This is a genomic window from Martelella sp. AMO21009, from assembly GCF_053484295.1.
The window spans coordinates 416151-442617 of the sequence record NZ_JBAKFR010000001.1 but is presented as its reverse complement, the minus strand read 5'-3'; the positions used below and the strand labels follow the sequence as shown (position 1 = coordinate 442617).

Here is a 26467-nt window from a genome sequence, read left to right as displayed (position 1 = left end):
GTTTCGTCTAATCCGACGCCCCATAGCTTTAAGGAGAGGCCGGGCCTGCCCGGAGTAACATCATATGGATAGAATCAGAGTCGTCGGCGGAAATCCGCTCAAGGGCGTCATCCCCATCTCCGGCGCGAAAAACGCCGCCCTGCCTCTGATGATTGCCTCGCTGCTCACCAGCGACACGCTGACGCTGGAGAATGTGCCGCATCTGGCCGATGTCGAATCGCTGATGCGCATTCTCGGCAGCCATGGCGTCGATATCTCGGTCAAGGGCCGGCGCGAGCGCCAGGGCGACGGCTATGCCCGCACCATTCATTTCTCGTGCCCGACGATTACAGACACCACCGCCTCCTATGAACTGGTGCGCAAGATGCGCGCCTCGTTCTGGGTCATCGGCCCGCTTCTGGCGCGCGAGGGCATCGCCCGGGTTTCGCTGCCCGGCGGCTGCGCCATCGGCACCCGCCCCGTCGACCTGTTCATCGAGGGTCTGAAGGCAATGGGCGCGGAGATCGAAATCGACAGCGGCTATGTCGAGGCGAAAGCCCCGAAGGGCGGGCTGACCGGCGGCCGCTATGTGTTCCCCAAGGTCTCGGTCGGCGCCACCCACACGCTGATGATGGCCGCAACGCTCGCCAACGGCACAACCATTCTGGAAAACGCCGCGCGCGAGCCGGAAATCATCGATCTCGCCAACTGCCTGAAGGCCATGGGCGCGAAGATCGAGGGCGCGGGCACGACCACGATCACCATCGAGGGCGTCACCTCGCTTTCCGGCGCGCGCCACGCCGTGCTGCCGGACCGGATCGAGACCGGCACCTATGCCATGGCTGTCGCCATGACCGGCGGCGAAGTCACGCTTGAAAATACCGATGCCAAGCTGCTTTCCGCAGCGCTTGCCGCACTGAGCGCCGCCGGCGCGGAAATCACCACCACCGAAACCGGCATCCATATCGTCGGCCATGGCGATGATATCCGTCCGGTCGATGTCACCACCGAGCCCTATCCCGGCTTTCCGACCGACTTGCAGGCGCAGTTCATGGGGCTGATGACCCGCGCCAAGGGCACGGCGCGGATCGTCGAGACCATTTTCGAAAACCGGTTCATGCATGTGCAGGAGCTGGCACGCCTCGGCGCCGATATCGCGCTGTCCGGCCAGACGGCGACCATTCGCGGCGTCAAGGAGCTCCACGGCGCGCCGGTGATGGCGACGGATCTGCGCGCTTCCGTGTCGCTGGTCATTGCCGGGCTTGCCGCCAAGGGCGAAACCAATGTCTCGCGCGTCTACCATCTCGACCGCGGTTTCGAGCGTCTGGAAGAAAAGCTCACCAATTGCGGCGCGGAAATCGAGCGGATTTCCGACTGAGCCGGATAAACTGGTCCAAGGGCGGGGTCTTGCGGTTGCGAAATCCCTCCCTTGGCTCTATCTCGGTGTAAACGATAACCGCCGGGAATTTATGCAATGACGACCGATCCCCTGAAGCTTATGGCGCTGGACGAGGAAGACCTCGCGGTGATTTCGGCGCATATGCAGGACGCCGTCTTTCTCTCGCCGGACGTGACGTTCTCGAAGGTGGCGGCACAGCTTCAGCTTCTCACCAACCGGTTCGTCTGGGAAAAGAAGCGCGGCTTCTTCAAGAAGCCCGAGCGGCGGCGCGCGGCGCTGGTGTTCAAGCGGGTGACTGCGGTGCGCAGCATCGGGCTCGAGCGCGATGCGCGCGATCAGGTCAACAATCTTCTCTCCATCCAGTTCGAGAAGGCCGGCGAAGGGCCGGAAGGCTCGATCGTGCTGAACTTGTCAGGCGGCGGCGAGATCGTCGCCGATGTCGAATGCATCGAGGCGCTGATGAGCGATCTCTCCGGTAGCTGGGAAGCTCGCGCCAGACCCCACCACCCCCACTGAACCCTTCCGCTGATCCTTTCTTCAATTGAGTGACCGAGGCAAATATGGCGATCTGGCTGAACGCGGCGGATGATGGTTTCGAGAGCGCCTTCAGGGACCTGCTTTCGATGAAGCGCGAGGTCTCGAAGGATGTCTCCGACGTCGTCGAGACGATCCTCGCCCGCGTGCGTGCCGAGGGCGATGCCGCCCTTGCCGATTATTCGGCCCGGTTTGACAGGATCGACTTCGCCGTCACCCCAATGCGGGTCGGCGCGGACGAGATCGACGCCGCCTATGCCGCCGTCGAACCCAAGGTGATCGAGGCGCTGACGCTTGCCGAAAAACGCATCCGCAGCCACCACGCAAGGCAATTGCCGAAGGACGATTTCTACGAGGACGATATCGGCGTCGGTCTCGGCCATCGCTGGACGGCGGTCGAGGCCGTCGGGCTTTACGTGCCGGGCGGCACGGCGAGCTATCCGAGTTCGGTGCTGATGAACGCGGTTCCCGCCAAGGTCGCGGGCGTGGAACGCATCGTCATGGTGGTGCCGGCGATGAAGGGCGCCGTCAATCCGGCAGTGCTTGCCGCCGCGAAGATCGCTGGCGTGACCGAAATCTACCGCATCGGCGGCGCGCAGGCTGTCGCCGCCCTTGCCTATGGCACCGAAACAATCGCGCCGGTCTCCAAGATCGTCGGCCCCGGCAATGCCTATGTCGCAGCCGCCAAACGCGCCGTGTTCGGCACGGTCGGCATCGATATGATCGCCGGCCCCTCCGAGGTGCTGGTTATCGCCGATGGCGACAACAACCCCGACTGGATCGCGGCCGACCTTCTGGCGCAGGCCGAGCATGACAGCGGCGCTCAGTCGATCCTGATCACCACGGACGCCGCCCTCGGTCGCGCCGTGGAGGAGGCCGTGGAACGGCAGTTGAAGACGCTGCCCCGCGCCGAGATCGCGGGCGCGAGCTGGCGCGATTTCGGCGCGATCATCACCGTGCCGGATCTTCAAGCCGCCATGCCGATCGCCAACCGCATCGCGCCGGAGCATCTGGAGCTCGCGGTTGACGACCCGGACGCGCTGATCCCCTCCGTGCGCAACGCCGGCGCCATCTTCGCCGGTCATCACACGCCGGAGGCGATCGGCGATTATGTCGGCGGCTCCAACCATGTACTGCCGACGGCCCGCTCCGCCCGGTTTTCCTCCGGCCTGTCGGTGCTGGACTTCATGAAACGCACCTCGATCCTGAAACTTGGCCCCGAGCAGCTGAATGCGCTTGCGCCGGCGGCCATTGAGCTTGCAGAATGCGAGGGGTTGTCCGCCCACGGACGATCGGTATCCATCCGCCTCAACCGCAAGGACTAGCAATGAGCGAGGGCGAATTCAGGCTGAGCGATGTCGAACTCGACGAGAGCATCGGCCGTGCCTCGCCCGATGTCGAGCATGAACGCGCGGTCGCGATCTTCGACCTCCTGGAGGAAAACCACTTCAAGCCGGTCGGCCACACAGGCGGGCCCTACAAGCTGACGCTGTCGATCATCGAAAAGCGGCTGGTGTTCGACATCACGCTCGAAAACGGCGAGAAGGTCGCGACCCATATCCTGTCGCTGACGCCGTTCCGGCGGATCGTGAAGGACTATTTCATGATCTGCGACAGCTATTACGAAGCCATCAAATCCGCCTCCCCCGCCAAGATCGAGGCGATCGACATGGGCCGTCGCGGCGTCCACAACGAAGGCTCGCAAACGCTTCAGGACCGGCTGAAGGGCAAGATCGAAATGGATTTCGACACCGCGCGGCGGCTGTTCACCCTGTTCTGCGTGCTTTACTGGCGCGGCTGATCGGCGCGGTGCAGGCATTGCGGCCGGCGCGGAACAAAAAGCGTTCATACAAGCAAACAAGGTTCACAAACGGCGAACTATTGTGTAGGTTCCGCCGCAAATCCCGCAGTTCTCCGCGCGTTTACCCGCTGCGCCAGGGCTGCAACCCAATGAAACTGGCACTTCCCCGCCGGCCACGAGCCTCAGCGGGGTCGTGGCGTTTTGACCGGTCTTCCGGCAACGCAACAAGGAAAAGAAACGACATACATGGCAAAAGAAGAAGTACTTGAATTTCCGGGCGTCGTCGTCGAGCTTCTGCCGAATGCGACCTTCCGGGTCAAGCTCGAGAACGAGCACGAAATCATCGCCCACACCGCCGGCCGCATGCGCAAGAACCGCATCCGCGTTCTGGCCGGCGACAAGGTTCTGGTCGAAATGACCCCCTATGACCTGACCAAGGGCCGCATCACCTACCGCTTCAAGTAAAAGCGCCGACGCCGAGGATCCGGCTTGACCGCAACGAACCCCAAACTCGTGCTGGCATCGGCGTCACCGCGCAGGGTCGAGCTGCTCGCCCAGATCGGCGTGACGCCCGATCGCGTTCATCCCGCCGATATCGACGAAACTCCGCTTGCCAAGGAGACCCCGCGCCAGCTTGCCGGCCGGCTCGCCCGCCAGAAGGCGGAAGCCGTCTGTAAGGCGCTCGCCGATGTTGCCGAATGGCGCGGCGCGCTAGTGATCGCGGCGGATACGGTGGTGGCCGTCGGACGGCGGATCCTGCCGAAGGCGGAGACGGAAGAAGAGGCGAGCGCCTGCCTGGCGTTGCTTTCTGGACGCGGTCACCGGGTCTATACCGGGCTTTGCGTTCACCCGGTCGGCGAAAGCGGCCACAAGGAGCGGGTCGTCGAAACCCGCGTCAGCTTCAAGCATCTTTCGAAACAGGAAATGGCGGCCTATCTCGCCTCGCGCGACTGGGATGGCAAGGCCGGCGGCTATGCCATCCAGGGCCCGGCAGCGGCCTTCATCAGCCGGATCGTCGGCTCGCATTCCGCCGTGATCGGCCTGCCGCTTTACGAGACCGCGATGCTGCTTTCCGGCCGCGGCTTCGATATCGCAGGAGAATGGACATGACCACCAAGGCAAGCGTCGAGCCACTGCGCAAACCGCGCAAATGCCCCGAATGCGGACGCCCGTCGACCCGCGAGGACTACCCGTTCTGCAGCAATCGCTGCCGCGAACTCGACCTGTCGCGCTGGCTCACCGGCTCCTACGCCATCCCCGTCGCCGAGGACGAATCGAAGGCGGACGGCGATGAGGGCGAATATTGAGGCGCGCGGACGCGTCAGAAATTTCCGGCTTCGCTTATGCCCCCTTAGAGTTTTTACGCAATTTCGGACGGTGAACCGGTGTCCACTTCACCTGGAATTGCTCTGCGCAATCACGGCGTCGCTCCCTCTCCGCCGGAGACAATTTGCATATGAGCCTTGCCGCTCGCTCCAACTCCTCTCTCCCGCCTGCGGGAGAGATGTCGCGAAAGCGACAGTGAGGGTGATGCAGCATTTCAGCCTCTGAAGGCGTTCGCGGTGAAAGACTCGCCCCTCACTGCCCCTGTCGGGGCATCTCTCCCCTCCGGGGCGAGAAGGCTTGGGGGCTTTGCGGCGAGCCATATGCAATTTCCTCTGCCAGCCGGCATGACGGAGAAGGACGGGAAGGGCTTCGATAGCGGCCTGCGCCGGAAAATTCCGGCTCCCCCTTGCATCAAAGCCCAAAACGGGGGAACCATCCGGGCCGTTGCAGCAAAATGCTCCGGTGAAAACGATGGATCCCGCACCCTATATCGACATCTATTGCGAACGCACCGCCGCCGGTTTCTGGGCCGAGCCGCTCAACGCGCTCACCAACCTTGCCTTCATCATCGCGGCGCTCGTCGCCTGGCCCGCGGCCTGGCGCAGGCCCGAGCGCAGCCTGCTGGAGCTGACGGTCATCGCGCTGGTCGGGGTGATCGGCGTCGGGTCGTTCCTGTTCCACACGCTCGCCACGCCGTTTTCGGCAGCGCTCGACGTGATCCCGATCTGGCTGTTCTTCTTTCTCTACATTCTGCTGCTGTTCGTGCGGGTGGCCGGCGGCAAGACGTTCGATATCATCGGCTACATGATCGCGACCATCATGGGCTTCGCGCTCGTCGTCTATCTCGTGGGTCTTGTCTCGCGCGACGGTGAGGCACCGCTCAACGGCTCGCTGCAATACGCCCCTGCCCTCATCGCCATGGCGGTCGCTTCAGTGATCGCGGCATGGCGCGATCATCCGGTCTGGCGCTATTTCGCCGGCGCCACCGCGATCTTCATCATGTCGCTGACATTCCGCAGTCTCGACCAGTCCACCTGCATGGCGACGGCGGGGATCGGCACCCACTTCCTCTGGCACATCCTCAACGCCACTGTGCTCGGCATATTGCTGATGGGCGCAGTGAGGGAGCTGCCGCCTTCCACAAGGTAATAAACCCTTGAGTAGGCACAGTATTCACTTGAATAAAGTCATAATAAATGCTACAATGAATCCAGAAACGCACCCAATAATCAAGTCATTAAGGTTATGCATTATGAATAAAAATAATATGAAAACAAAAAATGAAACGAGACAAAAAACTATTAATAGAGAAAAAGACAAAAAAATCGACATAAATTCATTTGAACTTAATTCAAAGCTTAAAAATTTCTGTAATTTTCTAAAAAAATCAAGTAAAAAGCACACCGCATCAGGGCTATGCCGGCGAAGCCGGCATAGCCCTGATGCGGTACAATTATACACCCCTCTATAGGATATTGTACTAGTTTTATTAGAAATGTCAACGCTTAATTAGTCTCGCTAGGATATACCTAGGTTGAAATACGCCGTCACCGGCACATGGTCGGACGGCTTTTCCCAGCCCCGCGCCTCGGTGAGGATATCGAAGCGCTGGAAGGCCGGGACGAGGTCCGGCGAGGTCCAGATATGGTCCAGCCGGCGACCGCGATTGGCGGCCTGCCAGTCCTTGGCGCGGTAGCTCCACCAGGTGTAGAGCTTTTCGTCCTCCGGCGTGACGTGGCGCATGAGGTCCACCCAGCCGCCTTTGGCGATCAGGTCCTTCATGCCTTCTGTCTCGACCGGCGTGTGGCTGACGACCTTGAGAAGCTGCTTGTGCGACCAGACATCGTTTTCCATCGGCGCGATATTGAGGTCTCCGACCAGGATCGAGCCGATGCCGTCGCCCTGATCGGCCTTCAGCACCTTCATCTCTTCCAGGAAATCGAGCTTGTGGCGGAATTTCGGGTTGATCTCGGGATCAGGCTCGTCGCCGCCGGCCGGCACATAGAAATTATGCAGCCTGATCTTCCTGCCGCCGGCATCGAACACCGCGCAGATGTGGCGGGTGTCGCCCATGGCGCAGTAATCCGTCGAAAACCCCTCGCCGAGCGGAATGCGGGAGACGATCGCGACCCCGTGATAGCCCTTCTGGCCATGCACCTCGATATGCTCGTAACCAAGTTCGCGCAGCGGCTTGTAGGGGAACTGGTCGTTCAGGCATTTGATTTCCTGAAGGCACAGGATATCGGGCTGATAGTCCTTCAGGAAGCGTTCGACGATCGGCAGGCGCAGGCGCACCGAATTGATGTTCCAGGTCGTAAGTCTCAATTCCACCGGCAATCGCCTTCCTTGCTGAACGGGGCATCAGCATTAGGCGATTCGCCGGGCGACCGGAAGGGCGCCCTCCCCTTGACCCGTCAGTTGTTGCTGCCCGGGCTTGCCATGATCTGATCGTAGGGAATGCGGAACACCGAGCGGGCGAACTTCACCCCGGTGCGCACGTTGGAGAGGATCACCGTGGTGTCCTTGCCCTGGGCATCCGTAATGGTCCACTGGCGCAGGTCGAATGTCTTGCTGTCGAACATCATGGTGATCACCTGGTCGCCAAAGATCGACTTGTCGCCGAGCACGATCACCGTCAGCCCGTTCTGCTCGCGCACATCGCGCACCATGCGGTGCTGGAGGTCGATCTGGTCGGCAAGCAGCAGCGACAGCGGCGTGCGCGACAGCGGATAGAAATCCCAGGTATCGAGATCGCCATTGCCGACGGCGACGTTGCGGCCATCGGCGATCACCTTCAGCGTCGATGGCGGGTCATAGTCGAAGCGCAGTTTGCCGGGCCGTTCCAGATAGAACTTGCCGCCGGACTGCTCGCCGCGCGGGCCGAACTGCATGAACTCGCCGGTCATCGTCTTGACCGAGGAAAAGTGGTCGGCGACCCGTTGGGCCGCAACGCCGGACGAAGCGGATGTTGCCTGCGCCACCTGCACGGAGCCGTCGCGCTTGGTCGGTGTCGGCACATTGCTTCCCGAGGGAAGAGCCTGCGCAAAGGCCGGCAGGCCGATCAGCAGCGCCGCGCCGCCAACGACACCGCCGAGAAACTGCCGGCGAACCAGGGACGAAGTATTTTTAGACTTGCTCATATATCCGATCCTGAAAACTGATTGCGGCCCGGTTGCGCCGCCAAAGAGGCGTTTTCGGGGCGGCTCGGCCTGAATGTTTCTGCCGGCAAAGATGGTGCGTCAGCGCGGGCCTTCAATGATGTCCTGCTCCGTCGGCACCAGAATTTCGCGTTTGCCGGCGTGGTTGGCCGGGCCGATCACGCCTTCCTGCTCCATCCGCTCGATCAGGCTTGCCGCGCGGTTGTAACCGATGCCGAGGCGGCGCTGGACGTAGGAGGTCGAGGCCTTGCCGTCGCGCAGCACGATCGCCACCGCCTGGTCATAGGGATCGTCCGACTTCGCCATATTACCGGCGCTGCCGCCGTCGCCATCATAGCCGCCGTCGCCGTCCTCATCCTCGTCGGCGGTGATCGCGTCGAGATATTCCGGCGTGCCCTGGGTCTTCAGATAGGCGACGATGTCCTCGACTTCCGGGTCGGAAACGAACGGACCATGGACGCGCTGGATGCGCCCGCCGCCGGCCATGTGCAGCATGTCGCCCTGGCCGAGAAGCTGTTCGGCCCCCTGTTCTCCCAGGATCGTGCGGCTGTCGATCTTGGAAGTCACCTGGAAGGAGATGCGGGTCGGGAAATTGGCCTTGATCGTGCCGGTGATGACGTCGACCGACGGGCGCTGGGTGGCCATGATCACGTGGATGCCCGCCGCGCGCGCCATCTGCGCCAGACGCTGGACAGCACCCTCGATGTCCTTGCCCGCGACCATCATCAGGTCGGCCATTTCGTCGATGATCACGACGATATAGGGCATCGGCTCGAGATCGAATTCCTCGGTCTCGTAGATCGCCTCGCCGGTCTCGCGGTCGAAGCCGGTCTGCACGGTGCGCGACAGCGTCTCGCCCTTTTCCTGAGCCTGCGCCACGCGGCTGTTGAAGCCGTCGATATTGCGCACGCCGAGTTTGGCCATATTCTTGTAGCGCTCTTCCATCTCTCGCACCGTCCATTTCAGCGCGACGACCGCCTTCTTGGGATCGGTCACCACCGGCGAAAGCAGGTGCGGAATGCCGTCATAGACGGAGAGTTCGAGCATTTTCGGGTCGATCATGATCAGGCGGCACTGCTCGGGCGACAACCGGTAAAGCAGCGACAGGATCATGGTATTGACCGCGACCGATTTACCGGAGCCGGTGGTGCCGGCGATCAAGAGATGCGGCATCTTGGCAAGGTCAACCGTGACCGATTCGCCGCCGATCGTCTTGCCGAGCGCCATGGCAAGCTTGGCCTTGGAGTTCTGGAAATCCTGGCTGGCGATGATTTCGCGCAGGAATACCGTCTCGCGATGCGGATTGGGCAGTTCGATGCCGATCGCGTTGCGGCCGGGAATGACGGCGACGCGCGCCGAGATCGCCGCCATCGAGCGGGCGATATCGTCTGCAAGGCCGATGACGCGCGAGGACTTGATGCCGGGCGCCGGCTCCAGTTCGTAAAGGGTGACGACCGGGCCGGGTCGGACGTGGATGATTTCGCCCTTCACGCCGAAATCCTCGAGCACCTTCTCCAGCGTGCGGGCATTTTCCTCCAGCACCTCTTTCGAGAGCGCCTTGTCGCGGGAAAGCCCCTTGGGCTCGGCCAGCAGCGCGGCAGACGGCAGTTCGAAACCGCGCGGCGAAATCGACCCGTGGGAAGGCCGGCGCACGGTTTCCGCGCTTACCGGCTTCGGCGGCGGCGCGGGGGCTGCCACCACCGGCGCGCGCGGCGTCTGGCGCGTGACGCGCGGCTCGGACGAGCCGAAATCCGCGCTCAGCACGCCCTCGGGAAGGTCGTCATCATCGTCGAAATCGTCGCCCATCTGCCCGTCATAGTCGAAGGGCGGCGGGTCGGCGGGCCGGTAACCCGTCTCGCGCGGACGGTCAGGATCGACAAGGCTCGGCTCACCGCTGCGCCGCCATGATGACGGATAGGCCGGCTCGTCATCGTCCAGCCGGTCGAAACTGTCCTCGTTGAAATCATAGGGCGCGTCGAAATCCTCGTCCTCATCCCGCCGGCGGCCGAAGATCTTGTTGAAGCGGGCGCGGGAAATGTACCAGGTATGGGCGGCGTAGCCGATCAGCGGCGCAAGCGAGAACCAGCCTTCGCGCTCCTCCGACAGATCGGAAACCGTCGGCGCACCGGGATCGCTCGAATGGCGTTTCGCGGCCGGCTTTTCGGGAACGACCTTCGGCTGGCGAATGATCAGGCCGGCGGCATAAAGCTGGAGAAACAGCGCCGGCAGCGCGAAAATGCCGCCCACGATCATCGCGGCCAGCCCCGAAGGATATTGCCCGATGAACAGCGCCGGGAAACGCAGGATCAGATCGCCGGAAACCCCGCCGAGGCCGTTCGGCAGCGGCCATGTCGGCGGCGGCGGCACGCAGCCGAGCACGGCGGCGGTGACGATCGCAGCGCCGATCCAGGCGAAGAAGCGCGAGGGTTTGCGATAAATCCGCTTTCCCGCCATCATCGCCAGCGACCAGGCGAGCACCGGCAGAAGCGCGAATACGCTGGCGAGCCCGAAGGCCTGCATCACGATGTCGGCGAAATCGGCGCCGGGATAGCCGAGGATATTGGTCGGCAGGCGACCGGTGGCATGAAGCTTGCTCGGATCATCGACATTCCACGTCGCCATCGCCGCAATCGCAAGGCAGAGCGCCACGAACAACCCGAACCCGAAAAGCGCTGCCACATAGCGGCGGACAAATCCGATAAGCGAGAACTCGCCGCCGCTTCTGTGTTCAAACCGCTCTGCCCGTGCAGCCATGACCAATACCCTCATACCTTCAACCGAACGCACCCGCCCGGAAACAAGGGGTCTCCCGGCAGATTCGCAGCCGAGGCTAACAGCGATGGGTTAAAGCCTCTTTAACCATCGCCGGGCGCTGGCCCGGCCGGACCTTTTCCACCGATCGTTTTCGGGTATTTGCCTGCGGTTTTCCGCTCAGCCCTCTTCGCGGGCGACCGCGCGCCAGCCGATATCGCGGCGGCAGAAGCCTTCGGGCCAGTCGATGCTTTCGATCAGCTCATAGGCGCGGGTCTGCGCCTCGGTGACGTTGGGCCCAAGCGCGGTAACGTTCAGCACCCGGCCGCCATTGGCCACCAGCCTGCCATCCTTGATGGCCGTGCCGGCATGGAAGGTGCGGGCGGTGGCGTCATCGGCGGGCAGCGCCTTGATCTCGCTGCCCTTCTTATAACTTCCGGGATATCCCTTGGCGGCCATCACCACCGTCAGCGCCGTCTGCTCGCTCCAATCGGCGCCAACCGAATCGAGCCTGCCCTCGGCGCACGCAAGGAGGATCGGCAGCAGATCGCTCTTCAGCCGCATCATCATCACCTGGCATTCCGGATCGCCGAAACGGGCATTGTATTCGATCAGCTCGGGCCCCTTTTCGGTGATCATCAGGCCGGCATAAAGCACGCCCTGGAACGGGTGGCCCATCTCCGCCATGCCGCGGATCGTCGGTTCGATGATCTCCTTCATCGTGCGCTCGATCATCGCGGCGTCCATCACGGGAGCCGGCGAATAGGCGCCCATGCCGCCGGTATTCGGCCCGGTGTCGCCATCGCCGACGGCCTTGTGATCCTGCGCGGTGGCGAGCGGCAGGGCATGTTTTCCATCGGACAGGCAGAAGAAGCTCGCCTCCTCGCCCACCAGAAACTCCTCGACCACCACTTCCGCGCCGGCCGCGCCGAACGTGCCGGAGAAGCAGTCGTCGATCGCGGCAAGCGCCTCGTCATTGGTGCGGGCGACGGTGACGCCCTTGCCGGCGGCAAGGCCATCGGCCTTGATCACGATCGGCGCGCCGATTTCCAGCACATAGGCCTTGGCAGCCTCGGCATTGTCGAACCGCTGATAGGCGCCGGTCGGGATGTTGTAGCGCGCGCACAGATCCTTGGTGAAGCCCTTGGAGCCTTCAAGCTGCGCCGCCGCCCTGGTGGGGCCGAACACCTTCAGCCCGGCAGCCTGCAGGTCATCCGCAAGACCCGCGACCAGTGGAGCCTCGGGGCCGACCACCACGAGATCGACCGCCTTTTCGCGGCAGAACGCGACGACGGCGGCATGGTCGGTGACATCGAGCGCCACGCAGACCGCATGGGCAGCAATGCCCGGATTGCCGGGAGCGGCATAGAATTCGCCGATTTCGGGGGATTGCGCGAGTTTCCAGGCCAGCGCATGCTCGCGCCCGCCCGAACCGATCAGAAGGACATTCATGGGTCCGCTCCGTTTGTCACCTGCTGGCGGTTGGGTAAGCAGGCCGGCGGCAAAGGTCAAGGCCGCGCTGCGTTAACATCCGGGGCAATATTGTGGAAGGCTGCGCGCGCCCTTGCCAAAGCCATTGTTTCGGCGCGATGAACGCCTAAATTCGCGTCTCCGTGAAAGATGGAACGAGATTGATGGCCGCAGAAAAAATCGCCCGCATCGTCGCAGAGGAAATCAAGGCCCGCCCCGATCAGGTGGATGCCGCGCTGAAGCTTCTGGATGAGGGCGCGACCGTGCCCTTCGTCGCGCGCTACCGCAAGGAGGCGACCGGCGGGCTCGATGACGGCCAGCTGCGCACGCTCGCCGAGCGCGTTGCCTATCTGCGCGAACTGGAGGCAAGGCGTGCCACCATCGTCGAATCAATCACCGGCCAGGGCAAGATGACGGATGAGCTTTCCGGCAAGATCGCCACCGTCACCACCAAATCCGAACTCGAAGACCTCTACCTTCCATACAAGCCGAAGCGCCGCACCCGCGCGATGATCGCCCGCGAGAACGGCCTGCAGCCGCTGGCCAACGCAATCTTCGGCGACCGCACTTCGGACCCGGAGAAACTCGCCGAAGCCTATGTCAACGACAAGGTCGCCGACACTCGCGCGGCCCTCGACGGCGTGCGCGATATCCTGTCGGAGGAGTTTGCCGAGAACGCCGAACTCGTCGGCAGGCTCAGGCAATATATGCGCGACAACGCGATGCTCTACGCCACCGTGGTGCCCGGCAAGGAAGAGGCCGGCCAGAAATTCTCGGACTATTTCGACCATGCCGAAAAATTCGCGACCGCACCCGGTCACCGCGTTCTCGCCATGCTGCGCGGCTTCAACGAGGAAGTGCTGTCGGTGGCGATCGAAGCCGACCGCGACAACCCCTCCCCGGTCAAGCCCGCCCAGCAGATGATCGCGCGCTTCTTCGACATCGATGGTGAGGGCAAGGCCAACGCCTTCCTGATGCAGGTCGCCGGCTGGTGCTGGCGGGTGAAGCTCTCCACCTCGCTCTCGCTCGACCTGATGCGTGAGATGCGCGAGCGCGCCGAAGACGAGGCCATCAACGTCTTCGCCCGCAACCTGAAGGACCTGCTGCTGGCCGCCCCCGCCGGCTCCCGCGTCACGCTCGGCCTCGATCCGGGCATCCGCACCGGCGTCAAGGTCGCCGCCGTCGATGGCACCGGCAAGCTGCTCGACACCGCCACCATCTACCCGTTCCAGCCGCGCAACGATATTCAGGGTTCTATGGCCGCGCTAAAGGCGTTGATCGCGCGCCACAACGTCTCGCTGATCGCGATCGGCAATGGCACGGCCAGCCGCGAAACAGAAAAACTGGTCGCCGACGTACTGAAAGCGGTGCCCGATCCGAAGCCGATGAAGGTGGTGGTGTCGGAGGCCGGCGCGTCGGTCTATTCAGCCTCGGAGACGGCGGCGAAGGAATTTCCGGACCTCGACGTCTCATTGCGCGGTGCGGTTTCGATCGCCCGCCGCCTGCAGGATCCGCTGGCGGAGCTCGTCAAGATCGAGCCGAAATCGATCGGCGTCGGTCAATACCAGCACGATGTCGACCAGATGAAACTGTCGCGCTCGCTCGATGCCGTGGTCGAGGATGCGGTGAATGGCGTGGGCGTCGATCTCAACACTGCGTCGGCGCCGTTGCTTGCCCGCGTTTCCGGGCTCGGCCCCTCGATCGCCGAGCAGATCGTGCTCCACCGCGATGCCAATGGCGCGTTCAGAAGCCGCAAGGAATTGCTGAAGGTCGCCCGCCTCGGCCCCCGCGCCTTCGAGCAGAGCGCCGGCTTCCTGCGCATCCGCGACGGCATAGAGCCGCTCGATTCCTCCGCCGTCCATCCCGAAGCCTATGATGTGGCGAAGAAGATCGTCGCCGCCTGCGGCCGCGACCTGCGCGCGCTGATGGGCGACAGCGCGGCCCTGAAGGCCGTCGATCCGCGCGCCTTCGTCGATGACCGCTTCGGCCTGCCGACCGTGCGCGACATACTGTCGGAGCTCGAAAAGCCCGGCCGCGACCCGCGGCCCGAGTTCAAGACGGCAAGCTTTGCCGACGGCATTGACGAGATTTCGGACCTCAAGCCCGGCATGGTGCTGGAAGGCACCGTCACCAATGTCGCCGCCTTCGGCGCCTTCGTCGATATCGGCGTGCACCAGGACGGCCTCGTCCACGTCTCCCAGCTCGCCGACCGCTTCGTCAAGGACCCGCATGAGGTGGTGAAAGCCGGCGACGTGGTGAAGGTTCGGGTCGTGGACGTCGATGTGAAACGCAGGCGCATCGGGCTTTCGATGAAGAAGGACGACGGCGCGCCTGCCGCCCGTGGGCCCCGCAACGATCGGCCGCGCGAGCGCGGCAATGACCGGGGCGGCAAGCCGCAGTCGCAGGGCGCGTTCGGCGCGGCGCTGGCGGATGCGATGCGCAAGAGGTGAATCGGGAGCCCAGATCTTCAATCCTACAATCGAGAATCAGACGATCCGGAAACGGCTGGCGTCTCACCGGCCGGCGACCAACCTACCTGCCTCTGCTGCCTGCACGAACCGCGCTGGTAGCGTTGAACGGCCGGCATCACACAACCCCAGAACTGCCAACGTGGCTATTTATACCCGGAAACGTGTCGATCGGAGATCGGACGCCCGCCTTGTTTCTTGCGTCAGAATGAATAATGTGCGTGAAATAATATGTGACATACGCAAGCATTCGGGGGATTGTGATGGCTTCGCAGCTGTTCAACCTGGTCGAAAAGATCATAAAAACAGGCACTTTGAGGGTTAAAGACGCAACGGGGACGATAACGACCTTCGGGGATGGCACCGGCGATCCCGTCGCGGTCCGCTTCACCGACAGGGAGGCCGAAAAGCTGGTGGCGACAGACCCGGCGCTCGCGCTTGGCGAAATGTATATGCAGGGCCGCTTCCAGATGGAGGAGGGCAATATCTACGACTTCCTGTCGCTGGTGCGCCGCAATACGCTCGCTATCGTGTTCTCGCCGCTGATGGCGGCCAGGCTGTTCTGGCGCACCGGTCTGGCCCAATTGCAGACGCGACTGCCGATCAACAGGAACCGCAAGAACGTCTCGCACCATTACGACCTCACACCGCCGCTGTTCAGCCTGTTTCTGGATGAGGACTGGCAGTATTCCTGCGCCTATTTCGATCCGCCGGATATTACGCTCGACGAGGCGCAGCTTGCCAAGAAGCGCCACATCGCCGCCAAGCTGAGACTGAACGAAGGCCAGCGCGTTCTCGAAATCGGCTCGGGCTGGGGCGGGCTCAGCATGTATCTCGCCGAGATGGCGGGCGTGGACTGCACCGGCATCACGCTGTCCCACGAGCAGCTTGCGATTTCCGCCAATCGCGCGGAAAAGCGCGGCCTTTCCGATAAGGTGCGCTTCGAACTTCAGGACTACCGGACCATGAAGACCAAGCCCTTCGACCGGATCGTCTCGGTCGGCATGTTCGAGCATGTCGGCATCGGCCGCTACCAGAATTTTTTCGACAAGTGTTTCGAGCTTCTGGATGATGACGGCGTGATGGTGCTGCATTCGATCGGCCGCGATGTCGCCGCCCACGGCTTCAACAACCCGTTCATCGAAAAATACATCTTCCCTGGCGGCTACATTCCCTCGCTTGCCGAGGTCTTGCCGGCCGTAGAAAAATCCGGCCTGCTCGTGCGCGACATCGAAATCCTGCAGATGCATTATGCCTATACGCTGCGGGCATGGCGCGAGCGCTTCGTTTCGCGCAAGGAAGAGGCGATCAAGCTCTATGACGAGCAGTTCTTCCGGATGTGGGAATTCTATCTCGCTGGCTCCGAAATGGCGTTCGAGTGGGACAAGATGTTCATCTTCCAGATGCAGCTTTCAAAGAGCCAGTTTGCCACGCCCAATAACCGCCGCTATATGTTCGAGGCGGAAGACAAACTGAAAGCCGCGGAAGCGAACCGGGCGCCGCTGGAGCCTGTCGAGTTTCCCTGATCCCGCTTCGATCAAGGCAGGCAGATGAGCAATATTTTCGAGGATAACGGCCGCGTGGTCGACGCGCCGTCGGATAATTTCGTTTACCGGCTGCTGCCGCCTTCGCTGTGGCCCTATGCCCAGCTCGCCCGCTGGGACCGGCCGATCGGCTGGCAGCTATTGCTGTGGCCGTGCCTGTGGTCGGCGGCGATGGCCGCCAGCGTCACGGCCGACGCCAATGCCTTCCGTCCCGGCCAGTTCATTGCCCATTGCCTGCTGTTCTGGCTCGGCGCCGTTGCCATGCGCGGGGCGGGCTGCACCTATAATGACCTGGTCGACCACGATATCGACAATCAGGTGGCCAGAACCCGCTCGCGCCCCCTGCCCTCCGGCCGGGTGACCCGCCGCCAGGCAAAGATCTTCATCCTGCTGCAGGCGCTGACCGGCCTTGCCGTGCTGCTGTGCTTCAACCTTTTCACGGTCGTGCTGGCGATCTCCTCGCTCGCGATCGTCGCGATCTATCCCTTCGCCAAACGTTTCACCGACTGGCCGCAACTCGTGCTGGGGCTCGCCTTCTCATGGGGGGCGCTGGTGGGATGGGCGGCGGTGTTCGGCGCGCTTTCGGGGCCGGCAGTGCTGGTCTATATCGCTTCGGTGCTCTGGACCATCGGCTATGACACGATCTACGCCCATCAGGACAAGGAAGACGATGCCCTTATCGGCGTGCGTTCCACGGCGCGTCTGTTCGGCGATAACACCAAGCCATGGCTGATCGGCTTTTACGGCGTAATGCTTATTTTGATGGCGATTGCATTCCTGGTTGCTGGCCTGGGCTGGCCCTCATTCGCCGGCCTTGCCATCGGCGGCGGCATGCTGTTCTGGCAGATTTATACGCTAGACATAGAGGATGGTGATCAGTGCAAGCGTCTGTTTCTCGCCAACCACCATGTCGGCATCGCAATCTTCGCCGGGCTGGTGGTCTCGATCTTCATCAGTTGATCTTCAGGCCGCGACCGCGCGGCCTGCGAGCTTCAGGGCAACGCCGAGCTTGCCGTCTTCCATCCGCACCGTCAGGCGCGGGATCGGACGGGTTGCCTTGCGGCGACGCGGGCCGGCCTCGTCATTGGCCGCGCTCACTCGATGGGGCTGGAAATCGACAGCGCGCGCGGCGCCATCGGCCTCGACCATCAGCATCGGAATATCGTAGAGCAGCGCCCATTCCTGCCAGTCGGCGACAATCGCCTCGAGATCATGGGCGACGAGCAGCGGGATGCACAGTTCCGGATCGGCGTGATGCAGTTCCAGCGTCACCGTGATCGCGCCGTCGACATGGGCCACCGCGCGGGCGGCAACGCCCTTGAAGGCCCGGCCCGGCAGCGCGATCGAGAACGGCAAGTTGCTCGACGGCAGGTTGCGCCTGACCACCGCGCCGCGGGTATCGAGCTTGACGGCGATGCGGGCATCGGTGCCCTTGGCCGTGTAGGAAAACTTCTGCGGAAAATATGCGGGATCGATTCTCAGAACCGTATCGTCCCGTCCCCTCAAAACTTGCGTATTCGTCATCTCGTCACCCTTGATTTCTGTCCCCGGTATCCGGCGCACATTCGCGAACTTTTCCGTTCGTCTGAGGGCGATCATAGGCGAGGTTGTTACCAGCCGCCTTAACAAGCACGGTTAAGAAATTCCAACGCGCGGCAATGGTTATCAAAATCCGATTTCGAAGGGTTGAGAGAGCGTGAACGCCGTGGTGACGGGGCGTTAACCGCGCGGGGTGTGGGGTCGGGAAACAACGCGGAAGCGCACCATTAATCTCCCCCCTTGAGGGGGAGATGCCCCGACAGGGGCAGAGAGGGGTGAACCCTATCCGAGTGCGCGGAGCTTGCGGCTGATGCCCTTTACCCCCTCTCTGTCGCTTTCGCGACATCTCCCCCTCAAGGGGGGAGATTGATGGCCGCAAACGCAATCAGGACAACCGGCGTTTGGCCGAGAGGCGAGGCAGAGCGCTGAAGCACAGCGCCCCGACAACCTCACCCCGAAATCTTCGAGAAATCCGCCACCGTGCCGGTGGCTTCGCGGATCATCGCCAGCAGCGCCAGGCGATTGGCGCGGACGGCCTCGTCCTCGGCGTTGACCAGCACATCCTCGAAAAAGGTGTCGACCGGCGCGCGAAGGACGGAGAGCTCCTCCATGGCGGCGAAATAGTCTTCCTTGGCGGACGCGGCCTTTGCCTTCTCGGCGGCGTCCTGAATTGCCGCATAAAGCGCCTTCTCGGCGTCGAGTTCGAACAACGCCGGGTCAATCTTGTCGGCAATCCGCGTCTTCTTCTTTTCTTCCGCAGCAAGAAGCTGCCCGGCGCGCTTTTCGCCTGCCAGCAGGTTCTGGCCGTCTTCGGAGTCGAGAAACTTCGTCAGCGCCTCGACCCGGCGGGCGACGACTTCGAGATCGTCGGCATCGGCGGACAATACCGCGTCGATCAGGTCATGCCGCGCGCCCATGTCGCGCAGATAGACCTTGAAGCGGTCGTGGAAGAAGGAGAGCAGGTCGCGGTCGTCAAAAACCGACAGAAGCGGCAGGCGCACGCCGCGCTCCAGAATAATGCGGATGACGCCCAGCGCCGCACGGCGGAGCGCATAGGGGTCGCCGGAGCCGGTGGGCTTTTCGTCGATCGACCAGAAGCCCGTGAGCGTGTCGAGCTTGTCGGCGAGCGCGACCGTCAGAGAGACCTTTCCGCGCGGCACGACGTCGGAGGGGCCGAGCGGTTTGTAGTGTTCCTCGATGGCCGCCGCGACATCCTCGCTCTCGCCTTGCAGGATCGCGTATTTGCGGCCCATTGCGCCCTGAAGCTCGGGGAATTCGCCGACGGCCTCGGTGCGAAGGTCGGCCTTGGCCAGCACCACCGCACGGTCGACCTCGGCCGGATCGGCGCCGACGATGGGCGCCAGCTTGGCGGCAAGCGAGCGGATGCGGGCGACGCGGTCGCCCTGGCTGCCGAGCTTGGCGTGAAAGGTAACGTTCAGCGCGTCGAGCTTGGCCATGCGCTGATCGAGCGTTTTTTTCAGGTCAAGGCCGAATTTCTCCGCCGATGCCTTCAGCGTTCCAAGGTCCGGCAGGTCGCGCTGGTCGATATGCCAGAAATGCAGCGCGTCGGATAGCCGCGCGCGCACGACCTTGCCATTGCCGTAACGGATTTCCTTGCCGCCGTCGGTGGCGGCGATATTGGCGACCAGAATGAATTTGTTGGTGAGGCTGTCCTCGCCGTGCTTCCGAACCACGAAGCATTTCTGGTTGGTCTTGATCGTCAGCCGGATGATCTCGTCGGGAATTTCGAGGAAAGCCTCCTCGAATTCGCCGAGCAGCACCTGCGGATATTCGACCAGTCCCGCGACCTCGTCCAAGAGCCCCTCATCCTCGACCACGTCGAGCCCGTTGGCGAAGGCGAGATTGGCGGCGTCATCGCGGATGATGTCCTTGCGGCGCTCGGCATCGAGCACGACGCAGGCCTTCTCCAGCCCGGCGGCGTAATCGGAGAAGCGCTTGACGGTGAACGGCTCCGGCGCGTGGAAACGGTGGCCATAGGTGACATCGGAGGCAACGATGCCGTCGATCTCGAAATCGATGACCTTCGTCTCCTCGATCTCCGTGCCGAAGGTGCAGACGATCGACTGCAGCGGGCGCACCCAGCGCAGGCTTCCCGGCTCTGCCGAGGCAGCACCCCAGCGCATCGATTTCGGCCAGGGGAAGTTGCGGATGATGCCGGGCATCACATCGCGGATGATCTCTTCGGCATCGCGGCCAGGCTTTTCGATGATGGCGACATAGAAGTCGCCCTTCTTCGGGTCCGACTGGATCTTCGCCTCGGAAATATCGGACAGCCCCGCGCCGCGCAAAAACCCTTCGACCGCCTTTTCCGGCGCGCCGACGCGCGGGCCCTTGCGCTCCTCGCGTACATCGGCGGAACGTGCCGTCAGCCCGTGAATATCCAGCGTCAGCCGGCGCGGCGTGAAATATTCGCGCGCGCCCTCATAGGTCAGACCCGCATCCACCAACGCATCGGTGACGCGCTTTTTCAGCTCGCCCGCCGCCCGGCGCTGCATGCTGGCAGGGATTTCCTCGGATCGAAGTTCAAGCAGGAGATCAGGCATTTGTGCACTCCGCAGCCAGCATGGATTTCGATGTCTTGCTCGTCCTCGCGCTCTCGCGCTGCGGTCGAGCGGGCTTGGCGGGGATTTCCTCTGAGCGAAGTTCAAGCAAAAGGTCTGGCATCGGAAAGGGCTTCTATCATTGTCAGGAACTTGGGTGTGGCGGTGTTAGCAAGCTCCGTGAAAAAAGTCATCCGGCAATACGGTTTTTCGAAGCGCGGCCGGAAAAGAACCGTTTTTGCGCCCGCTTTGGGCCGAATTGCGCGTTATTCTGCACCGACACACAGGAGAACCGAACGTGCACACCTTGTCGCTTTTGCCGCTTGTCATTCTGGCCAGCAATGCCGCTTACGCCGAGCCGCTTCTGCCCCAGGGCAGTTTTCGCACCGAATGCCTCGAGATCGGCAAGGATGGCCGCCACGGGCTGATCGCGGAAGTATCAATCGAGGGCGACGTGATTTCGGCCAGCGCGCAGACCTATGCGCATAATGATTGCGATGTGCCGACCGTGCGCGCCGATTATCGCGGCATCATCACCGATGTCCGGGCAAATGGCGATCGCATCGAATTCACGCAGGAAACGGGCCCGTTTCTCTACACCCTGCTCTCCGATGACGTGACCACCTATTACAATGCCAATGCCGAGTCCGCCGGCTGTGGGCTGACTGGCTGGCAGACCGGCGTGCCGCGCGATGCGGCGGGCAAAACCTGCGCGCCCTACACTTTTCCCGAAATCGGTACGGAACTGAAGGACAGCGTCTGGGAGAACCAGACCGGCATCGAGTTCGCGCGCCTGCCGCTTATATGGGACAGCGCGCCCGATGCCGGCTACCCCGAACAGCCGTCCGGCATCCTCTTCACCCGCGTGACCGACTGAGCGGCCTACCAGCCACCGCCGCCACCGCCACCGCCGCCGCCGCCGGAAAACCCGCCGCCGCCGGAAAAGCCGGAGGACGAGGTATTTTGCGTCGGCATCGACGACGACATGGTGGAGGCCATCGACGAGGAGAAGCTGCCGATCTGGTCGGAGAGGTTCTGGTGGCGGAAGTCGCCAGCATACCAGTAGGGTGAATAATAGCTGGCCGTGCCGGCCGCGATAGCCGCCACAAGCCATTTGTCGAAGGCGCGCGACCACGGCTTTTCGACGCCGAGCGCCACCGCATAGGGCAGCAGCGTCTCGAAATGCTGCGGCGACATCTCCGGCGCGCCGGCCATGTTCATGCGGTTGGCTTCGGCGAGCGTCAGATACTGCTTCAGCCCGGCGATCTCGTCCATCTTCTTGCGGCCTGCCGTCGTCGGCGCGCCCATGATGAAGGCAAAGGTCAGGTTGGTGAGCACGAGCCCGCCGCAGGCAACGATCACCGCCCAATCCGCGGCATCGATACTGTCGCTGAGAAGCGTGACCGCCATGCCTCCGATGGCCTGCAGCAGGAAGAACCCGACAAATCCGGCGGCGACCAGGGTGCCGATCGCCGAGGACATCGACCGGCCGCGCCGCCGGAACGACTTGGCGATCATCGACGAAAACAGGCCGATGAACACGGAAATGAACACCGAGAAGAACAGCACCGGAATGACGGCGTTCGAGATCGTGCCGAATACCATCAGCAGCAGGCCCGCAAGCGCGGAAAGCGCAATGCCGCCCACGAGATACCCGATATTGCGGACAAAGAATTCGCCGCGATGCTCGCTGGTGATCGCCGAGGTGAAGGCGCTGGCCATGGACGACACTTTCGAGCCGTGCGCCTTGTCGACGATGAACACGCCGCCCGCATCGTCGACCGATTTCAGCAAGGCCTTCTGCCCCGCCGGCAAAGCCGGATCGTAGGGCTTCGACGTGCGCTTCAGCGTCATGCCCTTCTTCGGCTCGTCGATGATCAGGAAGCCCTTGACGGCAAGGTCGATCGCGGTGGCCGCGATCGCATCGAAACGGCTCGCGCCGAAGCCCTGGTTCTCGACATAGGCGACAAGCGCCGGCGAAAGACCCTCCGGCGGTTCCCAGCGCGGCACCACGACGCCGGCCGGCGGATCGCGCCCGACCTTGCGCCACGACAGGAGGTAATAGAGGAAGACCAGCAGCAGGCCGCCGAAACCGATGAAGTAATTGCGGTAGTCGCTCAGGAACCACGACGCGCTTTCCGACGTCGTCGGCGCGTCGATCGCCCCCTTCGGCACCGCGACGACGACCGAGAGCCCTTCCTTGGGGCCGAGCGGGGCCGTGGTCTCGAACGTCACCACATTGCCGTTGGTCGTCTCGCGGGCATTCTGTTCGCGTGAGCCGTAGGCGCCGGTGTAGAAGGTGGTCCGCGTCGGCGTCACGCCCTCCGGCAGCGTGATCGTCGCGGTCGCCTGCTCGATCGGGAAAGCCCAGAAATTGCCCGTGGCGTTCCAGTAGATTTCGTCATGGTCGTCGAAATAGCGCACCTGCCGGTCAGTCTCGTAGGTGAGCCGATAGGTATGGTTACCGGGCGGCAGCACCGTGTCGGCCGAGCCGATATAGATGCGGATGCCGTTGGTGATGCTTTCGGTGTGGTGGTCCACCGGCTGACCGTCAAGCGTCACGGATTTGAGGTCGAAGGTCACGTCGCCGGTGCGGCCGCTGTCGGTTTCAAAGCGCAGCGGAAAATCGCGGAAAATGCCGCGCCTGATCTGGTCGCCCTCGGCATGGACGGCGATGGTTTCGGTGACGTCGTAAACCCCGGATTTCTCGACGGTGACGTCCGAGGTGAAGCTGTTGATGACCTCGGCGGCGTGAACGGGGCCAACCGCTAGCAAAAGTGCAGTGAGAAGCACGGCGATGCCGCGCGCGCTCCAATCTCCCCCCTTGAGGGGGAGATGTCGCGAACGCGACAGAGAGGGGTGAGCCCTCTCGCCGAGACTCAGATTTTGTGGTTGTGGCTGTACCCCTCTCTGCCCCTGTCGGGGCATCTCCCCCTCAAGGGGGGAGATTGATGGGAGTACCGCCGCAAAGGCAGTCCGTATCCTCGAAACCCAATGCATGGCTACCTCGCGCGAGACTGACAGTGTCCGGTTCGCCATGGTGCTTCTCCTCAAGTTTCGTATTCGACGCCGAGCGAGGCCAGCGCATCCCAATAACCGGGATAGGTCTTGCCGACGCAGAGCGGGTCCAGAATGGTGATGCCGGAGATCTTGAGGCCGGCCAGCGCAAAGCTCATGGCAATGCGGTGATCGGCGAAGGTGTCGATTTCGGCGGGCAGGTGCTTGCCGGCAAGGCCCGGATCGGCATGGACGATCAGGTCGTCGCCGTCTTCCTCGGCAAGGCCGGCGCGGATGGCGTTGAGGCCGAGCGACAGCGCGCGGGTGCGGTCGCACTCCTTGACGCGCAGGTTCTCGATGCCGGTGAAGCGCACCGGTGTCTCGTTGAAGGCGGCGAGCACGGCGAGCGTCGGCACGGCGTCCTGCATCTGGCTGCCGTCGATCTCGCCCGGCATATGCGGGAAGGCGGCCATCACCGCGTAAGATTTCGCATCCGGCTGGGTGAAGCTTTCCGCGCGCGTGCCGATATCGATCTTTCCGCCGGTCAGAAGCTCGGCGGCCCAGAGATAGGTGGCGGCGGAGGCGTCCGGCTCGATGTGGAAAATGGTCGCCTGATAATGGCCGGGCTGCACTTCCCAGGTCGCGTCATCAATCTGTTCGGCGGTCGCGCCGAAGGCGGCCATGGCGTCGAGCGTCAGCCGGATATAGCCGCGCGCGCCGATTTCCGTGCCGGTGAGCGCGATGGTGACCGGCGCGGGGGCAAGGGGTGCGGCCATCAGCAGGGCGGAGACATACTGGCTGGAAAGCCCGGCATCAATCTCGATGCGGCCGGAGCCGAAGCGGCCATTGCCACTGATCGTCACCGGCGGGCAGCCGGTTGGGGCCTCGGCCTTGATGCCGAGCCGCTGCAGGGCCTCGACCAGAGGGCCGATCGGGCGCTTGCGCATATGCTCGTCGCCATCGACGATGACGGTGCCATCAACACTCGCCGCCGCCGCCGTCAGGAACCGGGTCGCAGTGCCCGCATTGCCGAGAAACAGCGGGCCGGAGGGCGCTTCGAGCTGACCCGACCCGGTGACCACAAAGCTCGTTTCATCCGGCTCGTCCACGGAAACGCCCATTGCCCGGAGCGCATTCGCCATATGCTTGGTATCGGCGCTTTTCAGCGCGCCGGTGAGCCGGCTCCTGCCCTTGGCGAGACCGGCGAGCAGCAGCGCCCGGTTGGTGATCGATTTCGATCCGGGCGGGCTGACATGGCCCGAAAGCGCGCGGCCGGGCGGAATGATGGTGAGCTTGTCCATGCGAAGGCACTTTCATCAGGCCGCCTGTTGCGGCGGCGAACGGTCAGAACGAGACGTTGGGCACGGCGCGGTCGCCGGGTTCCTCGATCTCGAAATAGTCGCGCTTCTGGAATCCGAACTGGCCGGCGATGATGTTGCTCGGGAAGCTCTCGACCTTGATGTTCAGGTCGCGGGCAGCGCCGTTGTAATAGCGCCGCGCCATCTGGATTTCGCTTTCGGTCTTTTCCAGCGAAGCCTGAAGATCGGCGAAATTCTGGTTGGCTTTCAGATCCGGATAGGCTTCCGAAAGCGCGAACAGCCGGCCGAGCGCCTGGCTGAGTTCGCCTTCGGCCTGGGCGCGGCCGGCCACGTCGTTGACGGCGACGCTCTGGGCCTTGTTACGCTTTTCGACAACCTCTTCCAGCGTGCCGCGTTCGTGGCTGGCATAGCCCTTCACGGTCTCCACCAGATTGGGGATCAGGTCGGCGCGGCGCTTCAACTGCACATCGATGCCGGACCAGGCTTCCTCCGCCGTCTGGCGGGCGCGCACCAGGGCGTTATAAAGCGAGATGACGAAGCCGATCAGGGCTCCGATGATGACGATGATAACGATCAGGGTGATCATGCGTATTCCTTCCCGCTCTGGTCGCTCAATCGCCGGTCGAATGGCCGCCTTCAGGCCGCCTTGGCTTCAAAGCCCCCGGCATCGGTCAGAAGATAGGCCTCGCCGCAGGCTTTGGCCAGTGTCCGCACCCGCAGGATATAGCTCTGCCTCTCCGTCACGGAAATCACGCCGCGGGCATCGAGCAGGTTGAAGATGTGCGAGGCCTTGATGCACTGGTCATAGGCCGGGAATACGCATTTATGCAGCATGCCCGGTTCGCCGGGCGATCCTGCCGCGAGCAGCGCCTTGCATTCGGCTTCGGCATCGAGGAAATGCCGGTGCAGCATCTCGGTGTTGGCGTATTCGAAATTGTGGCGCGAATATTCCTGCTCGGTCTGCAGGAAGACGTCGCCATAGGTGACTTTCTCGTCGCCCTCGCGGCCGTTGAAATTGAGGTCGTAGACGCTGTCGACGCCCTGCACATACATGGCGATGCGCTCGAGCCCGTAGGTCAGTTCGCCGGCGACCGGCGCGCATTCGATGCCGCAGACCTGTTGAAAATAGGTGAACTGCGAGACTTCCATGCCATCGCACCAGCATTCCCAGCCGAGCCCCCAGGAACCCGTCGTCGGGTTTTCCCAGTCGTCTTCCACAAAGCGCACGTCATGCAGCAACGGATCGAGCCCGATCGCCTTCAGCGAACCGAGATAAAGCTCCTGCAGGTCCGGCGGCGATGGCTTCAGCAGCACCTGATACTGATAATAATGCTGCAGCCGGTTCGGGTTTTCGCCATAGCGGCCATCCGCCGGGCGGCGCGAGGGCTGGACATAGGCGACGTTCCAGCGCTTCGGTCCGAGCGCGCGAAGCGTCGTCGAAGGATGCAGCGTACCGGCGCCCACTTCCATGTCGTAGGGCTGCAGGATGGCGCAACCCTTGTCGGCCCAATAGGCCTGCAATGTCAGGATCAGCCCCTGAAAGGAGCGGGTCGGGTGCATATGGGGCGGTATCGTCGCTTCGGACATGGCAGAAGGTTTCCGTCATTCTTGAATGAGCGGT

22 protein-coding genes are annotated in these 26467 nt (G+C 63.0%); 12 read left to right on the top strand and 10 right to left on the bottom strand.

The window, feature by feature from the left end; translation table 11 throughout:
- The first annotated feature begins 64 nt into the window (after positions 1 to 64).
- From murA to V6766_RS02040, 8 genes are all read left to right on the top strand, one after another.
- Positions 65 to 1357: a UDP-N-acetylglucosamine 1-carboxyvinyltransferase gene (murA, locus tag V6766_RS02075; protein WP_448463134.1), complete on the top strand. Its 1293-nt coding sequence runs from the start codon at positions 65 to 67 to the stop codon at positions 1355 to 1357.
- Between the two features lie 96 nt (positions 1358 to 1453).
- Positions 1454 to 1894 (top strand): DUF2948 family protein, encoded by a 441-nt coding sequence (locus V6766_RS02070; protein ID WP_448463132.1) that lies wholly within the window; start codon positions 1454 to 1456, stop codon positions 1892 to 1894.
- A gap of 44 nt (positions 1895 to 1938) precedes the next feature.
- Entirely contained in the window at positions 1939 to 3237 is a 1299-nt protein-coding gene (gene hisD, locus V6766_RS02065; protein ID WP_448463130.1) for a histidinol dehydrogenase, read from the top strand.
- A gap of 2 nt (positions 3238 to 3239) precedes the next feature.
- A complete protein-coding gene (locus tag V6766_RS02060; RefSeq protein ID WP_448463128.1) occupies positions 3240 to 3713 on the top strand; it encodes a UPF0262 family protein in 474 nt (157 codons plus the stop codon).
- Positions 3714 to 3959: 246 nt separating this feature from the next.
- On the top strand, positions 3960 to 4178 hold the full coding sequence (infA, locus tag V6766_RS02055) for a translation initiation factor IF-1 (protein ID WP_018067566.1): 219 nt from the start codon (positions 3960 to 3962) through the stop codon (positions 4176 to 4178).
- Between the two features lie 24 nt (positions 4179 to 4202).
- On the top strand, positions 4203 to 4823 hold the full coding sequence (locus tag V6766_RS02050) for a Maf family nucleotide pyrophosphatase (RefSeq protein WP_448463126.1): 621 nt from the start codon (positions 4203 to 4205) through the stop codon (positions 4821 to 4823).
- Complete coding sequence (gene yacG / locus V6766_RS02045) at positions 4820 to 5020, top strand: DNA gyrase inhibitor YacG (protein ID WP_018067568.1); 201 nt, start codon at positions 4820 to 4822, stop codon at positions 5018 to 5020. Before V6766_RS02050 ends, yacG begins: the two co-directional genes overlap by 4 nt.
- A 490-nt stretch (positions 5021 to 5510) precedes the next feature.
- Complete coding sequence (locus V6766_RS02040) at positions 5511 to 6188, top strand: ceramidase domain-containing protein (protein WP_448463123.1); 678 nt, start codon at positions 5511 to 5513, stop codon at positions 6186 to 6188.
- 369 nt (positions 6189 to 6557) lie between these two features.
- On the opposite strand, the gene xth is transcribed toward V6766_RS02040, so the two are convergent.
- The 4 genes from xth to purD all read right to left on the bottom strand — a co-directional run bounded on the left by xth (position 6558) and on the right by purD (position 12400).
- On the bottom strand, positions 6558 to 7370 hold the full coding sequence (gene xth / locus V6766_RS02035; RefSeq protein WP_448463121.1) for an exodeoxyribonuclease III: 813 nt from the start codon (positions 7368 to 7370) through the stop codon (positions 6558 to 6560).
- An 83-nt stretch (positions 7371 to 7453) separates the two neighbouring features.
- Complete coding sequence (locus V6766_RS02030) at positions 7454 to 8179, bottom strand: outer membrane lipoprotein carrier protein LolA (RefSeq protein ID WP_448463119.1); 726 nt, start codon at positions 8177 to 8179, stop codon at positions 7454 to 7456.
- A 99-nt stretch (positions 8180 to 8278) separates the two neighbouring features.
- Complete coding sequence (locus tag V6766_RS02025; protein ID WP_448463117.1) at positions 8279 to 10951, bottom strand: DNA translocase FtsK 4TM domain-containing protein; 2673 nt, start codon at positions 10949 to 10951, stop codon at positions 8279 to 8281.
- A 177-nt stretch (positions 10952 to 11128) separates the two neighbouring features.
- Positions 11129 to 12400 (bottom strand): phosphoribosylamine--glycine ligase, encoded by a 1272-nt coding sequence (gene purD, locus V6766_RS02020; protein WP_448463115.1) that lies wholly within the window; start codon positions 12398 to 12400, stop codon positions 11129 to 11131.
- A 182-nt stretch (positions 12401 to 12582) separates the two neighbouring features.
- Between purD and V6766_RS02015 the strand changes: the two genes are divergently transcribed.
- From V6766_RS02015 to ubiA, 3 genes are all read left to right on the top strand, one after another.
- Positions 12583 to 14868 carry a Tex family protein gene (locus tag V6766_RS02015; protein ID WP_448463113.1) on the top strand — a complete coding sequence of 762 codons (2286 nt, stop codon included), beginning with the start codon at positions 12583 to 12585 and terminating at the stop codon, positions 14866 to 14868.
- Positions 14869 to 15149: 281 nt separating this feature from the next.
- Positions 15150 to 16412 carry a class I SAM-dependent methyltransferase gene (locus V6766_RS02010; RefSeq protein ID WP_448463111.1) on the top strand — a complete coding sequence of 421 codons (1263 nt, stop codon included), beginning with the start codon at positions 15150 to 15152 and terminating at the stop codon, positions 16410 to 16412.
- Positions 16413 to 16436: 24 nt separating this feature from the next.
- A complete protein-coding gene (gene ubiA / locus V6766_RS02005; protein WP_448463109.1) occupies positions 16437 to 17390 on the top strand; it encodes a 4-hydroxybenzoate octaprenyltransferase in 954 nt (317 codons plus the stop codon).
- Positions 17391 to 17393: 3 nt separating this feature from the next.
- Here the strand turns inward: ubiA and V6766_RS02000 are convergent, their stop codons facing one another.
- Both V6766_RS02000 and glyS read right to left on the bottom strand, forming a co-directional pair.
- The gene (locus V6766_RS02000) at positions 17394 to 17954 is read right to left on the bottom strand and encodes a DUF6101 family protein (RefSeq protein ID WP_448463107.1); all 561 of its coding nucleotides are present in this window, start codon (positions 17952 to 17954) and stop codon (positions 17394 to 17396) included.
- 464 nt (positions 17955 to 18418) lie between these two features.
- On the bottom strand, positions 18419 to 20533 hold the full coding sequence (gene glyS / locus V6766_RS01995) for a glycine--tRNA ligase subunit beta (RefSeq protein WP_448463105.1): 2115 nt from the start codon (positions 20531 to 20533) through the stop codon (positions 18419 to 18421).
- Between the two features lie 295 nt (positions 20534 to 20828).
- Here glyS and V6766_RS01990 point away from each other — a divergent pair, with 295 nt between their 5' ends.
- Positions 20829 to 21407, top strand: coding sequence for a hypothetical protein (locus V6766_RS01990; RefSeq protein ID WP_448463103.1), 579 nt, complete (start codon positions 20829 to 20831; stop codon positions 21405 to 21407).
- A 5-nt stretch (positions 21408 to 21412) separates the two neighbouring features.
- Here V6766_RS01990 and V6766_RS01985 read toward each other — a convergent pair whose 3' ends face one another.
- The 4 genes from V6766_RS01985 to V6766_RS01970 all read right to left on the bottom strand — a co-directional run bounded on the left by V6766_RS01985 (position 21413) and on the right by V6766_RS01970 (position 26433).
- Complete coding sequence (locus tag V6766_RS01985; protein WP_448463101.1) at positions 21413 to 23323, bottom strand: DUF2207 domain-containing protein; 1911 nt, start codon at positions 23321 to 23323, stop codon at positions 21413 to 21415.
- A 257-nt stretch (positions 23324 to 23580) separates the two neighbouring features.
- Positions 23581 to 24828, bottom strand: coding sequence for a 3-phosphoshikimate 1-carboxyvinyltransferase (locus V6766_RS01980; RefSeq protein WP_448463099.1), 1248 nt, complete (start codon positions 24826 to 24828; stop codon positions 23581 to 23583).
- 43 nt (positions 24829 to 24871) lie between these two features.
- The gene (locus tag V6766_RS01975) at positions 24872 to 25432 is read right to left on the bottom strand and encodes a LemA family protein (protein WP_448463097.1); all 561 of its coding nucleotides are present in this window, start codon (positions 25430 to 25432) and stop codon (positions 24872 to 24874) included.
- A 50-nt stretch (positions 25433 to 25482) separates the two neighbouring features.
- Positions 25483 to 26433, bottom strand: a complete 951-nt coding sequence (locus V6766_RS01970) for a glycine--tRNA ligase subunit alpha (RefSeq protein WP_448463095.1) — start codon at positions 26431 to 26433, stop codon at positions 25483 to 25485.
- Positions 26434 to 26467: the final 34 nt, after the last annotated feature.